We start from the raw sequence: 13860 nt of genomic DNA on the forward strand, positions 1-13860 counted from the left end.
GAACCCGTGAATCTGGACGACTTCTCCGATCTGATCGAGCGCCCCGACGGCGGGATCCGGCGTGACGCCGAGGAGCGCCGTGAGCGGCTGACCGTGCCGCCGGGGGCGCTCGGCCGGCTCGACGAGCTCGGCGAGTGGCTGTCGGCCGCGCAGGCCTCGGTCAAGGTGCGGGCGATCGAGCAGCCCCGGGTGGTGCTCTTCGCGGGCGACCACGGGGTGGCCTCGGTCGGTGTGTCGGGCCGTCCGGCGGGCACGGCGCACGAGTTGGTGCGCGCGGTCCTGGACGGGGCGAGTCCGGTCGCCGTGCTCGCCCGTTCGACGGGCGTGCCGGTGCGGGTCGTGGACGCGGGTCTCGACTGCGACCCGGAGCTGCTGCCGGCCGAGGTGGTGCGCCACCGGGTGCGGCGCGGCAGCGGCCGGATCGACGTGGAGAACGCGCTGACGGCCGAGGAGACGGAGGCGGCCGTCCGCCTCGGTATCACCATCGCCGACGAGGAGGCCGATTCCGGCACCGATCTGGTGGTGCTCGGAGATCTGAGTGTCGGTGGGACGACGCCCGCGGCCACGCTGATCGCGGCCCTCTGCGGGACGGACGCGTCCGTGGTGACGGGCCGGGGCGGCGCCGGGATCGACGATCTGGCGTGGATGCGGAAGTGCGCGGCGGTCCGGGACGCGCTGCGGCGGGCCCGGCCGGTCCTCGGCGATCAGCTGGAGCTGCTCTCGGCGGTCGGCGGGGCGGATCTGGCGGCGATGACCGGCTTCCTGCTCCAGGCGTCGGTGCGGCGGATGCCGGTGATCCTGGACGGTGTGGTGGGGGCGGCCTGTGCGCTGGTGGCGCAGCGGGCGGCGTTCCGGGCGCCGGACTGGTGGCTGGCGGGTCAGGTGAGCGGGGAGCCGGCGCAGGCGAAGGCGCTGGACCGGATGGCGCTCAACCCTCTGCTGGACCACGGCGTCCATGTGGGTGAGGGAACCGGGGCACTGCTCGCGCTTCCCCTCGTCCAGGCCGCGGCGGCGTTCGCCGCGGAGCTGCCCGAACGTCCGGATCCGACCGCTCCGGACGGTGAGGCCACTTCGGCCGCCGAGGGCGCTCCGGTCGTCGGTGGCGCTTCGGCCGTCGAGGCCGCTCCGGGCGGGGAGAGCTGAGCGAGGACGGACTCGTCGACTCCGGAGGCGGCCACGTGCGACGCGCGCGTGGCCGCCTCCGGCGTCGCCGCACGGCAAGCGGTGCCCCATATGATCGCTTTTCATGGGAGAGGTCCGTTTGTCCGCCGAAGGAACGCCCCGGGGCACCACCGCCCGCTCGCGCCGCAGCGCCGCGTTCGCCGTCTGGTACCTGCGCGTCGTCACGTTCGTCAATTTCCTGAGCGCCGTCTGGGTCTCCTTGGGGCAGGACCTGCGCCGGCACAACGAGGACAACTACTTCACCCCGTACATGCTCACGGCCGGTTTCGCCTCGGGGGTCTTCACCCTCTTCCTGGCGATCACCATGCGGCGCCGCAAACGGGCCGCGTGGATCCTGAATCTGGTGCTCAGCGGACTCTTCCTGCTGCTCTTCGCCCTTGTGATGTTCTTCCCCGAGGTCCGGCAGCACGCCCAGAACTGGATCTCGCTGGTCCTGACCGCCGCCTTCGTCGTGGCGCTGCTGCTCGGCCGCAAGGAGTTCTACGCGAAGGGCGACCGCTCCAACCCGCGGCTCGCGGCGGCCGTGGCCGTCGGCGGACTGCTCGTCACCTCGCTCCTCGCGGCCGTCCTGGTCACCGTCACCAACACCTCCGCCGGCCACTCCACCTTCCTGGAGCGCTGGCGGTACGGCGTGATGCGGTTGGTCACCCTGGCGGCCGACGACTCCCGCTTCGCCGGAATCGCCACCCCCGGGTGGGTCGACGTCACCATCAACGTCCTGTCCACGCTGCTGCTCTTCGCGGTGCTCTTCGCCGCGTTCCGCTCGCGCCGGGCCGTGGACCCGCTGACCGAGGAGGACGAGGAGCGGCTGCGGACGCTGCTCGACAAGTACGGGGAGCGTGACTCGCTCGGCTACTTCGCGCTGCGCCGCGAGAAGAGCGTGGTGTGGTCGCCGAGCGAGAAGGCCGCCATCGCCTACCGGGTGGTCGGCGGGGTCTCGCTCGCCTCGGGCGACCCGATCGGCGACCCCGAGGCCTGGCCCGGCGCCATCGAGCCGTGGCTGGCGGAGGCGCGCGAGCACGGCTGGATCCCGGCGGTGATGGGCGCGAGCGAGGAGGCCGGCACCATCTACGCCCGGCACGGCCTCGACGCCCTCGAGCTGGGTGACGAAGCGATCGTGGAGACGGGCGAGTTCTCCCTGGACGGGCGGGCCATGCGGACGGTCCGGCAGGCGTTCAACCGGGTCAAGCGGGCCGGGTACGAGGTGCGCATCCGGCGTCACGAGGACATTCCGGCCGAGGAGATGGCCGAGTTGCTCCGCAAGGCGGACGACTGGCGTGACGGGGCCACCGAGCGCGGCTTCTCGATGGCGCTCGGCCGGCTCGGGGACCCCCGGGACGGGCGCTGCGTGATGCTGGAGTGCACCGACGGGCAGGGCGAGCTGCGGGCCGTGCTCTCCTTCGTCCCCTGGGGTCCGAAGGGGCTCTCGCTCGACCTGATGCGCCGTGACCGCGAGTCCGAGAACGGCCTGATGGAGTTCATGGTCATCGAACTCCTCCAGCGCGCCGAGGAGATCGGGATCACCCAGGTCTCGCTGAACTTCGCGATGTTCCGCTCCGTCTTCGAACGTGGCTCGAAGCTCGGGGCGGGGCCCGTGCTGCGCATGTGGCGTTCGCTGCTCAGCTTCTTCTCCCGCTGGTGGCAGATCGAGTCGCTGTACCGCGCCAACGCCAAGTACCGACCGATCTGGGAGCCCCGCTTCATGCTCTTCGAGAAGAGCGCGGACCTGCTGCGCATCGGTCTCGCCGCCGGGCGGGCCGAGGGCTTCCTGGAGGCTCCCGGGCTGCCGAAGTGGCTGCACCGCAGGCATCTGGAGAGCGGCCGTTGAGCCCCGCCGTGCGGGAGTTCGCCCGCCGCGAGTGGGGGCCGCTGTTCGCCGCCGTACGGGCGGGGCTCGTCGCCGAGAGGTGGCGGGCGGTGCCGATGACGCTGGCCGCCGTCTGCCTCACCGCCGTCTTCCAGGTCGTCCAGAACCAGGAGTGGGGCTACCAGCCGGTCCAGGACATCGGTTCCGTACGGGCCGAGGACCCGCTCTGGCTCGCGCTGCTGCGGACCCCTCTCTCGCTGTTCGTCCCCGCGCTCGACCTGCCGGTGTGGGGCGCCCTCGCGCAGGTGCTCCTGGTGTTCGGGATCGCCGAGATCTGCATCGGGCGCCGACGGGCGCTCGGCATCGCCTGTCTGGCGACCCTCGCGGGGACGCTGTACGCGCGCGTGGGCATCGCGCTCGGGCCGGACGGTCCGCTCGGGCTGCCCGCCTCCGACGCGCGGGTCGTCGACACGGGTCCTTCGGCGGCCGTGGTCGGGCTCGCCGTCTACGTCTCCTGGCGCTACGGGGCTCGGTGGACGGGTGCGCTCGTGGTGGTGGCGATGGTCGTGGAGGTGATCGTCAAGCCGAACCTGGCGGGCAAGGAGCATCTGGCGGCCATCGCCGGCGTCCTGGTCCTGATCGGGTTCCAGGCCTGGCGCGAGCGCGGTCAGGAGGGGGTGGAGCCCCCTCCCGGGACCCGCTCCTGGAAGCCGCCGATCAAGTCCTGAGCCCGGCGCCGGATCTTCGTCCAGCGCTTGTCGTGGCGGTACGTACGGATCCGGGAACGGGCCCGCGCGCGGTGGCGGCGCCCGTAGAACCGGCGTGACCACCAGGAGCCGGGGCGGGCGAGGCGGACGGCGCCGACGATCGCCACGAACGGGACGAAGACCCCGAGGACGGCCATCCGGAACTTCCCCTTCACCAGGGTGATCAGGATGAGGAGGAAGTTCAGCGCCAGGGTGAGGAGGAAGGTGACCCGGTCCTGGCGTTCGTCGGCGGTCATGTCGTCGACGCCGAGCGGCGAGAAGCCGCTCAGGGCGAGCCCGGCCAGGGCCGTGGTGAGGACGACCACCTCGACGCTCTTGCGGCCCTGGTCCGTCCAGTACACGTCGTCGAGATGGAGGATCAGCGCGAACTCGTCCAGGACGAGCCCCGCGCCGATCCCGAAGACCACGGCGAAGACGATCCCGCCGATCCCGTGCCGGTCGCTGGCCACCGCGCCGAAGCCGCCGATGACGGTGAGGACGACGCCGGGTACGACGTGATGGATGTGGAGCCCGCCGGAGGAGACGTTCTTGAAGGGCCCCCTGCCCGCCCGGATGAGCCGGGTGACGGTCCGGGTGACCAGGAACGTCACGACGAACGAGGTCAGCGCGAGCAGCATGGGGAGCTTTCCCGGCTCGACGATGTTGCGGGAGAACCAGTGACCCATGCCACCCCGTTCCGATATGCGTGGTATGCGCGTGATGCGCAATCTACCGTCCGGAAGCGGCGATTACCCTGCCCGGATGGACGGCCTGCGTTTCGCCTTCGGCACCCTCACCGTGTTCCCCGCCCGCATCACCCGCTGGGACCGGGACGCGGCGCGCGCCGGCATGCTCTGCGCCCCGCTGGCCGGTCTGGTCGTCGGACTCTCCGCCGCCACGCTCGGCGGAACGTTCCTGCTGCTCGGTTCGGGGCCACTGCTCGCCGCCGTCGTCACCACCGCCGTCCCCGCCGTCCTCACCCGCGGTCTCCACCTCGACGGCCTCGCGGACACCGCCGACGGCCTCGGCAGCGCCAAGCCCGCCGAGGACGCGCTGCGCATCATGAAGCAGTCGGACGTCGGCCCGTTCGGCGTCGTCGCACTGCTCCTCGTCCTGCTCGCCCAGGTCGCCGCGCTCTTCGAGCTGTACGGGGAGAGCTGGGCGCACGGCGCGGCCGGCGCCGTCCTCGCCGCCACCGTCGCCCGCCTCGCCCTCACCCACGCCTCCCGCCACGGCGTCCCGGCGGCCCGCCCCGAGGGCCTTGGCGCGATCGTCGCGGCGACGGTCCCGGTCCGGTCCGCGACCCTCGCGACCGCCCTCGTCCTGGTGGGGTGCGCGGCGACGGGCCTCCTCCTCTCCCCGTACGACGCGGTACGGAACGTCCTCGCGGCCGGCGCGGCCCTGGGCGCGGCGGCGCTGCTGCTCCGCCGGTGCGTACGGCGGTTCGGCGGGGTGACGGGCGACGTCTTCGGCGCGGTGGAGGAGACGGCGGTGACGGCGGCGCTCGTGGCGCTGTCGCTCGGGTGAACATCAGCAGGGGCGGCGCCACACTCCGAGGTCGTACCGCTTCTGCATCGAGCTGAGGCCCAGTTTCCGGGCTTCGGGGCAGAACCGGTCGGTCGGCAGTTCGTACTCGACGTGGAAGACCGCCTTGCCCGCGGTCACGAACGGGGCGAGGCGGTCGCATTCGGTGTACTGGGCGCACTGTTCGTTGACCGCGAAGTCGAAGTCGGGGAGCAGCTGCGGGATCTGGTCGAGGTCGTTCTTGAGGCCCACCGCGAGGCCCCGCTCGTGGGCGAGGCGGGCGATGAGGCGGTTGTAGCGGAGCTGGTCGGCGGCGGTGAGGGGGAAGCCGGTGCGGTTGCGGTAGCCGTCCATGTTGTCGGGTTCGACGGCGTCGAAGCCCTTGGCACGGCACATGTCGAGGCGTTCGGCCATGAGGGGTTCGAGGACGTCGGTGCGGCGGATGTCGAGCCAGCGCTCGCCCTCCCAGCCGTTGCCCTCGCCGAGGACGGACTTCGGGAAGCGGTCGGCGTCCGGGCGGAAGTCCTCCCAGGCGCCGGTGGAGAGGTAGCAGATCACCTTGCGGCCCCGGCGGTGCAGGTCCGCGACCGTCGACGCCGGATGGTCGAAGCCGTCGATGTCGTACACCGGGACGTCGACCGTCGGGTCGAGCCGGCCGCTGAGCTGCCACTGCCAGGCGAGGCCCGGCGCCGGCCGCCACCTCTCCTCCGCCGTTTTCGGGTCCGGGTCGGGGCCCGTCGTACAGGCCGTGGCGAGCAGCAGCAGGCCCGCGAGCAGGGGAAGGAGTCGTCTCATCGGGCGGGCTCCTGGAGGTGCGGAAGGGTGCCCCAGGGGTGCGCGCCCGTGCCGGGGACGGCGCAGTGCACCGGGGTGAGGGGGCGGAAGCCGGGCGGGGCCGCGTAGACGAGGTGGCAGTAGTGGGCGGCGACCGGCAGGTCGAGCGTCCGGTACGTGTCCCAGGGGCCCTCGAAGGTGACGAGGAGGTCGGCGAACTCCGCGTAGCCCGGGTCCGGGTGCGCGCCGTGGTTGAGCACCAGGGTCGCGGCGCCGGCGGACCGGGCCGCGACCGCGAGCCGCCGGTAGTGGCCGAGGACGTCGGGCGCGGTCGGCACCTGGTCGAGGAAGGCGCCGTCGGTGCCGTACCAGTCGCGGTGGCGGAGGAGGTCGGTGACGACCTCGGCGTGCGGGCGGCGCCCGTAGGCGGTGTCCGCGTAGCCGAGGAGCCGTACGCCGGCCCGCCGCAGCCGTCCGGCCGCCTCGGCGAACGCCGGGTCGGGGGCCTCACCCGCGCCGCTCGCAGGGTTGACGACGACGCCGTACAGGGACGGCGCCGCCTCGACGAGGGCCGACCAGGCATCGGGGCGGTCGGCCGGGTGCTCGTAGAACGGCACCAGGAGGAAACGATTCACGGGCCGAATCCCTAGGCGCGGTGGGCGGTCGGTCGTACCAGCAGAACACAGGTGAGGACGGCGAGCACCGCCGCCGCTCCCCCGGCCGCCACCGGCCCCGCCGCCGGTTCCACGGCCTGCGCCGCCGCCGCGAGCAGACAGACGGCGGCCGCGCTGAGCACCGCGCCGAAGGCCTGGAGCAGCAGTCCCAGCCAGAGCACCGTCCCGATCAGGAGCAGCGTGACGAGCCGCGGGAGGGCCGGCAGGGGTGCCCCCGGCCAGGCCAGGGTCACGGCGAGGGTGAGGGCGACGAGGACGGCGAGGTAGCCGCCGAGGCAGAGCGCGAGGGCGCCGGTGACGGCCCGGCGGAACTCGCGGGCCGTGGTCAGGGTCCGCAGCCGGGTCAGGCTCTCGCCCCGGAAGCGGTGCAGCAGCCACTCGGCGGGCCCCATGGAGAGGGTGAGCGCGACGACCACCCCCGCGCCGCTGACCAGGGTGTCGCCGATGCCCGTCTGGAGGACGAGCAGACCGCTGCCGAGACCGAAGAGGCCGTACGGGAGGGAGGCGGCGCGCGGGGGGCCCGCGCGTCCCGCCACGCCGCGCCGCGCGCCCGGCCGGAGGACGAGCGCGGCGAAGCCGACGCCCGCGGTGAGCGCGGTGAGGAGGAGGGCGACGCGCAGGGGTCCCGGCAGGTCCCGGTGGAAGGCGGGGAGGGCCCCGGCGAGCGGCAGCAGCGCGCAGAGCAGGGCCCGTTCGCGGCCGAGGACGAGGAGTACGGTCGCCGCGGCGAGGTAGAGCGACTGCCCGGCGGCGAAGAGGGCCGCCGGGGTCTCGCCCGGTGTGGCGGTCGCGAAGGCGGCGACGGTCCCGGCGAGGGCGCCCGCCGGGGCGCCGGTGAGCAGGGCGCGGGCGGCGGCGGGCCGGTCGCCGAGGCCGAGCCAGGTGTACGCGCGGTGGGCGAGGGACTGGTTCCACACCCAGCCGGTGACGGCGCCCGCGAGGAGCGGAACCGTTCCGCCGGGGAGCCCGAACCGGCCGGGCTCCCCGGCGAGCAGGGGCGCGGCGAGGACGTACGCGAGTCCTGGCAGCGCGAAGACGAGCCCGCGCAGGAGACAGCCGGCGAGCCCGGTGTGCCAGGCGTCGCTCCGTGGTGCCTCCGGCGCGGGGTGGCGCCGCTCCACGCGCGCGTAGAGGTCCTCGGCGAGGGCGAAGGAGTCGGCGCGGCCGTAGGTGAGCCGTATGTGGTCGTCGGTCATGCCGTCGGATTCCAGGAGGGCGGCGATCTCGTCGGGGTGGACGGCCACGGCGACGAACCCTTCGAGCCGCTCGGTGAGTTCGTCGAGCGGATCGGCCGCGAGTCCGCCCCCGGCGGCGGGCGGGGCGTCGGCGGCGGCCGGGTACGCGCCGGAGGGCCGGGGCGGTGCGCCCGTGCCCCCGGCGGGCGGGTTCGTGGCGCGCCCCGTGCGGTCCTCGCGGCGGGGGCGCGGGATCGCGGACAGCGGGGCCCCCGCCGCCGGGGGTTTCAGCCAGAGTGAGCCGCTCACGCCGGGGTGCCTCCGGTGACGAGGGCCGCGGAGGTACGGCGCGGCGTGGGGATGCGCAGGCGCAGGGGCGCGGGGACGAGGGGCAGGGCCGGGCGTGGAGGGCGGGCGTCGGCCAGTTCCCGGTAGATCTGCCGGAAGCCGTCCACCGAGCGGTGCAGGGTGAACCGGTCGATCACCCGCTGCCGGGCGCGCCGGCCGAGTTCGGCGCGCCGGGCCCCGTCCCGGAGGAGTTCACCGACGGCGGCGGCCATGACGGCCGGTTCGCGGGGCGGAACGACGATCCCGGTGTCGCCGACGGCCTCCCGTACCCCGCCGACGTCGGTGGAGACGGTGGCCCGGCCGCAGGACATGGCCTCGATGAGGGAGAAGGGGAAGCCCTCGCTGATGGAGGAGAGCATCACCACGCTGCCCGCCGCGTAGGCGGACGGGACGTCGGAGATCCGGCCCTCGAAGCTGATCCCGTCGGCGACGCCGAGTTCGGCGGCGAGCTTCTCCAGGCGGGTCAGGTAGTCCTCGTTCCCGGCGGGTACCGGACCGAACAGGCGGAGCCGCAGCGCGGGGAGTTCGGCGCGGCAGATCGCGTACGCCCTGATCAGGGTTTCGAGGTCCTTGATGGGGTCGACGCGGCCGCACCAGCTGAGGGTGGGCGTCTCCGGTTCGGGTCCGGCCTCGGGGAAGAGGGCCGGGTCGACGCCGTTGTAGACGGTGCGGATGCGGTCGGCGGGGGCGCCGCCGCGCTCCTCCCAGCGCCGGTTGTACTGGTTGCAGGGGGTGATGAGGTCGGCCTTGCGGTAGCCGAGGGTGTTGAGCTCGCGGTAGAAGCCGAGCATGAGGGCCTTGACGGGCCAGCGCTGCGCCTCGGTGCGGTAGCCGAGGTAGCGCTCGCGGAGGTAGATGCCGTGTTCGGTGAGCAGGAAGGGCACTCCTTCGAAGTGCTGCGCGGCGAGCGCGGGCAGCGTGGCGAGGCCGCTGGAGACGGCGTGCGCGACGCCGCCGGCGGATATCCGGGCGGCGAGGGGGCGCAGGGCGTGTTCGAGCAGGTCGGTGGCGGTGAGCGCGTCGTGGACGGTGGGCCGGGCTTCGAGCGTCGGCAGGTGCGGCATGGTCCAGATCCACATCAGGGAGCGCAGGGCGGTCTCGGAACGCAGGGCGGTGGTCAGCCGCCCCTGCCGGGCGAGTTCGGCCAGCTCGTACAGGCCGGTGCCGAAGTCGCAGCCCGCCCCGGGGTCGAGGAGGGCGAGCAGGAGGCGTTCGTACGCGTCGAGGAAGCGGCGGCGGGCACGCCCCCGCAGGGGCCGGCGCGCGCGAACGGGCGCGGCCGGACCCTGCGGAAGTCCCCAGAGGGGGTACGCGGTGTGCCGGGTGACGTTGGACGGCAGCTCCCAGGTGACGGGTTCGCGGCCGCTGCCGGTGAGGGCGAGGATCTCGAAGTCGACCTCGGGCATGCCGCGGACGAGCTGGTCGCACCAGGTGCTGACGCCGCCGTGGACATGCGGGTAGGTGCCTTCGGTGAGCATGGTGACATGACGGTCACTGCTCGGCATGTGCGGTTCCCCCCAGAACGTGCTGGTCAGGCGGTCGGGAGCGTGAGTGTGACGCTGGTCTGGAGCGGTTCGGGCGCGGTCCAGGCGGAGCGGGTTCCGGCGTAGGGCGAGCCGAAGGCGGTGGAGCCGAGGAGGAGTTGCTTGCGGGTGCCCTCGGGGGCGGTGATCGGCGCGGTGACGCCGGCGGGTGCCTTGACGGTGACCGTGGAGCCGATGCGGTAGGCGGTGACCTTGCCGGCGGCGACGGCCTGGTCCCAGGCGGCGCGGCGGTTCAGCTCGGTGCCGACGTCCCTCTGCCGGGGGTTCACCACGGGGGCGCTGGGGGCGAAGAGGGCCCGGTAGTCGGCGAGGACCTTGTCGAGGACGGGGTAGAGGAGGCGTTCCTCGGCGAGGTTGGACTGGTGCACGTAGTGCGGCCGTGGGTCGTTGCCCATCACGTGGGAGAGGGCGGTCCTCGCCTCCTGCGGGACGATGTGGTCGGCGTAGCCGGTGGTGGTGGGGAGCGGGGCGGGCAGGCAGGTGGAGGCCGGGTTGATCTCGCAGACGCCGCTGCCGCCGTCGGCGCGGGAGGTGTAGACCCAGTTGTACTCGTCGGTCATCTCGGCGGCGGTGCCCACGTTGTAGTACACGTTCATGGGGTGGCGGGGCACGGTCCTCGCGGCGCCGGTGGTGGTGCCGAGGGAACGTTGCTGCGGTTCGCGGGAGTTGTCGCTCGCGATCCACTTGACGCCGTTGTCGGCGAGGGCTCCGGCGAGGTTCGGGTTGTCGACGGGCTGCTGGGGCAGGGTCCTGAGGCCGGAGTGCTCGCCGGTGACGAGTTCGGCGCGGTCGACGGAGATGCCCTTGCCGACGGCCCAGTTGTGGTTGTTCCGGATCTGGCCGGAGAGTGCGGAGCGGCTGACCCAGAGGGTGTTCCCCGCGGTGTCCTTGGCGCACTGCCAGGGGACGACGGTGTTGTCCTGGACGCAGCCGAGGAACGGGTGGGTGTAGGTGTGGTTGATCCACCGGTACTGGGCGCGGTCCGCGACGAGCCGGTCGGTGAGCGGGTCGCTGCCGCCGTGCTCGGTCCTCCACTGCTCGCCCTGGCCGCCGTTGTAGACCATGTCGAGGGTGAAGCCGGAGGCCTTCTGCCAGGCGGCGGCGTACTGGGCGTCGGCGACCGTCATCCGGATCGGGTTCACGCCCTCTCCGTCGTCCCCGACGCAGTCGAAGTCGCCGGGGGTGCAGTTGAGTGCCGTGTCCCAGCGGGCGTCGGGAGCGAAGACGTCGTCGACGTGGACGGAGAGGTAGTTGCGGCTCTGGCCGAGGTGGACGCCCTGGGTGAGCCATTCGACGATGCCGCGGGCGAGGGCCCGGAACTGCCGCTGGTGCTGGTTGTAGGCGAAGGTGACGACGAGTTCGCGGCGCCCGTCGACGGCGTACTCGCCGACGAGGCTGGCCCGGCCGGCGCCGTCGACGGGGACGTCGACGTAGCTGGTGTAGCCGGCCCGGGGGCGGCCCGCGTAGCCGTAACTTTCGGCGATCGAGGGGTCGTTGTCCTCGAAGGTGAGCGCGCCGGACAGGTACCGGAAGGGGCCGGTCCGACCGGCGGCGGTGACGCCCGCGGTGACGCCGTCGAGGACGCCGGACCAGCCGCCCTCGTTGGTGTAGTCGAGGCCGACGCCGGGGTGCGACCAGGTGTAGGCGTCGACCTGCGGGATGCCGAAGGTCCGCTCGTAGGCCTGGAGGGCGGTGTGCTCGGCGGAGTCCGGCCCGAAGGCGGTCTCGTGCGGCAGGACGACGCCCTGGTACTTGGCGCGGGGACGCCCGTCGACGGTGTCGCTGAGGAAGGCGGGATCCAGGACAGGCCGGTTCGGGTCGTTGAGGTCGATCCTGCGGTACGGGACGCCGGAGCCCTTCAGCTCGGCGGTGATCGCCCCGACCGCGCTGCCGCCGTCGTCGACGACGAGGACGGTGAGGTCGATCCGGGGCACGGGGGCGGCGAGGGCCTGCGCGGACGGGACGACGGTGGCGAGCAGCGCGGCGGCGGCGAGGGCCGCGGTACGGGCTCCGCGGGATGCGGTGCGGGCGGTACGGGCTCGGGTACGGGCGGTGCGGGGCGCGGTTCTGGGCGTACGGATTCGGCCGGAGTCCATCGGGTGGTGTCCCCCCTCGGCAGGTCCCTCCGCGCCAGGACCGGGGCGGGGGAACTGTGGAGATGCTGCAGATGATGCGAAGACGGGTGCGTCGTCCTCGCGTGACTGAGGCGAGTGTGAAGGAGCGCTCCGGGCCGGAACGGTAAACATGAAAGAGACACCACGGATGAGTGAATCGCCGCCGCCGTGAGCGAACCGGATGAGCGAGCGTAGGCTCGTTCTCGGCGCTCTCCGGGCCGAAATACGATGCGGCGGGCACGGTCGGCCTATCCCTCGACCGCCACAGAACTCAATGGAAGCGAGATTTCACCACCGTGACTGCTCTCACTCTCAGCACTGCCGGCGCGGCGACGCTGCGCGCCGACGCCCTCGTCGTCGGCGTCGCGAAGTCCGGGAAGACGCTCGTCGTCGCCCCGGGCGCCGAGGCCGTCGACAAGGCCTTCGAAGGCCGGCTCGCCGCCGTCCTGGAGACCCTGGGCGCCTCGGGTGCCGAGGGTGAGGCGACGAAGCTGCCCGCTCCCGCCGGTCTCAAGGCCCCCGTCGTCCTCGCCGTCGGCCTGGGCTCCGCCCCCGAGGACGGCGAGCCCTACGCCGCGGAGACCCTGCGCCGCGCCGCCGGTACGGCCGCCCGCGTGCTGACCGGCACGAAGAAGGCCGCGTTCGCGCTGCCGATCGCCGCCGCCGAGGACGCCGCCGCCATCGCGGAGGGCGCCCTGCTCGGCGCGTACGCCTTCACGGCCTACCAGGAGAACGGCAAGGACGCGAAGAAGCCGCTCGCCGAGGTCGCCCTGCTCGGTGCCAAGCCGCGCGACAAGGCCCACAAGGCCGCCGCCGAGCGCGCCCAGGCCGTCGCCGAGGAGATCAACCGCGCCCGCGACCTGATCAACATGCCGCCGAACGACCTGACCCCGGCCGCGTTCGCCGCCGCCGCCCAGGCCGCCGGCAAGGAGCACGGCCTCAAGGTCCAGATCCTCGACGAGAAGGCGCTCGCCAAGGGCGGCTACGGCGGCATCCTCGGCGTCGGCAACGGCTCCGTGAACCCGCCGCGCCTGGTCCGGATCGCGTACACCCACCCGAAGGCGGAGAAGACCCTCGCCCTCGTCGGCAAGGGCATCACCTACGACTCGGGCGGCATCTCCCTGAAGCCGGCCGGCCACAACGAGACGATGAAGTGCGACATGAGCGGCGCCGCCGCCGTGTTCTCCTCCGTCGTCGCCGCGGCCCGCCTCGGCCTCGAGGTCAACGTCACGGGCTGGCTCGCCCTCGCCGAGAACATGCCGTCCGGCTCCGCCACCCGCCCGGGTGACGTGCTGCGCATGTACAGCGGCAAGACCGTCGAGGTCCTGAACACCGACGCCGAGGGCCGTCTCGTCCTCGCCGACGCGCTGACCCGGGCCTCCGAGGAGCACCCGGACGCGATCGTCGACGTGGCGACCCTGACCGGTGCCATGGTCCTGGCGCTCGGCAACCGCACCTTCGGCATCATGGCCAACGACGACGAGTACCGCTCGGCGATCCACGAGATCGCCGAGGAGGTCGGCGAGGCGTCCTGGCCGATGCCGCTCCCCGCGGACCTGCGCAAGGGCATGGACTCCCCCACCGCCGACATCGCCAACATGGGCGAGCGGATGGGCGGCGGCCTGGTCGCCGGTCTCTTCCTCCAGGAGTTCGTGGGCGAGGGCATCACCTGGGCCCACCTGGACATCGCGGGTCCGGCCTTCCACGAGGGCGCCCCCTACGGCTACACCCCCAAGGGCGGCACCGGCTCCTCGGTCCGCACCCTGGTGAAGCTGGCCGAGCGCACCGCCGCCGGCGAGCTCTGAGCACACCGTGACGGGGACGGCCCCGGGCCTGGCGCCCGGGGCCGTCCCCGTCGCCGATGTTCGCTCGCGACGAAATCCGTAGGTTCGTACGCCCGGGTGAGCCCTCCGTACGGACGATCGGCCGTCTCAGAGCACGGCCCCGCGTCCCGCCGTCCGTCAACAAGTGC

The 13860-nt window shown here is 73.3% G+C and carries 11 protein-coding genes; 5 read left to right on the top strand and 6 right to left on the bottom strand.

All coding sequences use genetic code 11. The annotated features are described in order from the left end of the window. Nucleotides 1–6 precede the first annotated feature (6 nt). From cobT to ACFWUY_RS02875, 3 genes are all read left to right on the top strand, one after another. A complete protein-coding gene (cobT, locus tag ACFWUY_RS02865) occupies nt 7–1143 on the top strand; it encodes a nicotinate-nucleotide--dimethylbenzimidazole phosphoribosyltransferase (RefSeq protein ID WP_384101288.1) in 1137 nt (378 codons plus the stop codon). A 103-nt stretch (nt 1144–1246) separates the two neighbouring features. Continuing rightward, on the top strand, nt 1247–3010 hold the full coding sequence (locus tag ACFWUY_RS02870; RefSeq protein ID WP_384101290.1) for a phosphatidylglycerol lysyltransferase domain-containing protein: 1764 nt from the start codon (nt 1247–1249) through the stop codon (nt 3008–3010). Continuing rightward, on the top strand, nt 3007–3717 hold the full coding sequence (locus ACFWUY_RS02875) for a hypothetical protein (protein ID WP_384101293.1): 711 nt from the start codon (nt 3007–3009) through the stop codon (nt 3715–3717). The genes ACFWUY_RS02870 and ACFWUY_RS02875 overlap by 4 nt, the downstream gene beginning before the upstream one ends. On the opposite strand, the gene ACFWUY_RS02880 is transcribed toward ACFWUY_RS02875, so the two are convergent. Next, the gene (locus tag ACFWUY_RS02880) at nt 3657–4421 is read right to left on the bottom strand and encodes a hypothetical protein (RefSeq protein WP_384101295.1); all 765 of its coding nucleotides are present in this window, start codon (nt 4419–4421) and stop codon (nt 3657–3659) included. The two genes, ACFWUY_RS02875 and ACFWUY_RS02880, sit on opposite strands and share 61 nt — an antisense overlap. 76 nt (nt 4422–4497) lie before the next feature. Between ACFWUY_RS02880 and ACFWUY_RS02885 the strand changes: the two genes are divergently transcribed. Further along, nucleotides 4498–5262 carry an adenosylcobinamide-GDP ribazoletransferase gene (locus ACFWUY_RS02885; RefSeq protein WP_384101297.1) on the top strand — a complete coding sequence of 255 codons (765 nt, stop codon included), beginning with the start codon at nt 4498–4500 and terminating at the stop codon, nt 5260–5262. A 3-nt stretch (nt 5263–5265) separates the two neighbouring features. Here ACFWUY_RS02885 and ACFWUY_RS02890 read toward each other — a convergent pair whose 3' ends face one another. Genes ACFWUY_RS02890 through ACFWUY_RS02910 form a run of 5 tightly spaced genes read right to left on the bottom strand, consistent with a single transcriptional unit; the run spans nt 5266 to nt 11870 of the window. Beyond that, nucleotides 5266–6054: an endo alpha-1,4 polygalactosaminidase gene (locus ACFWUY_RS02890; RefSeq protein WP_384101300.1), complete on the bottom strand. Its 789-nt coding sequence runs from the start codon at nt 6052–6054 to the stop codon at nt 5266–5268. Next, nucleotides 6051–6668: a spherulation-specific family 4 protein gene (locus tag ACFWUY_RS02895; protein ID WP_384101302.1), complete on the bottom strand. Its 618-nt coding sequence runs from the start codon at nt 6666–6668 to the stop codon at nt 6051–6053. The genes ACFWUY_RS02890 and ACFWUY_RS02895 overlap by 4 nt, the downstream gene beginning before the upstream one ends. Nucleotides 6669–6679: 11 nt before the next feature. Beyond that, nucleotides 6680–8191 carry a hypothetical protein gene (locus tag ACFWUY_RS02900; protein WP_384101305.1) on the bottom strand — a complete coding sequence of 504 codons (1512 nt, stop codon included), beginning with the start codon at nt 8189–8191 and terminating at the stop codon, nt 6680–6682. Next, nucleotides 8188–9735, bottom strand: a complete 1548-nt coding sequence (gene pelF / locus ACFWUY_RS02905; RefSeq protein WP_384101307.1) for a GT4 family glycosyltransferase PelF — start codon at nt 9733–9735, stop codon at nt 8188–8190. The genes ACFWUY_RS02900 and pelF overlap by 4 nt, the downstream gene beginning before the upstream one ends. 26 nt (nt 9736–9761) lie before the next feature. Beyond that, on the bottom strand, nt 9762–11870 hold the full coding sequence (locus ACFWUY_RS02910) for a hypothetical protein (protein ID WP_384101309.1): 2109 nt from the start codon (nt 11868–11870) through the stop codon (nt 9762–9764). 314 nt (nt 11871–12184) lie between these two features. On the opposite strand from ACFWUY_RS02910, the gene ACFWUY_RS02915 reads away from it, so the two are divergent. Then, nucleotides 12185–13693 (top strand): leucyl aminopeptidase, encoded by a 1509-nt coding sequence (locus tag ACFWUY_RS02915; protein ID WP_384101313.1) that lies wholly within the window; start codon nt 12185–12187, stop codon nt 13691–13693. Nucleotides 13694–13860: the final 167 nt, after the last annotated feature.

The sequence above is a fragment of the Streptomyces sp. NPDC058664 genome, from assembly GCF_042716635.1.
GTDB lineage: Bacteria > Actinomycetota > Actinomycetes > Streptomycetales > Streptomycetaceae > Streptomyces.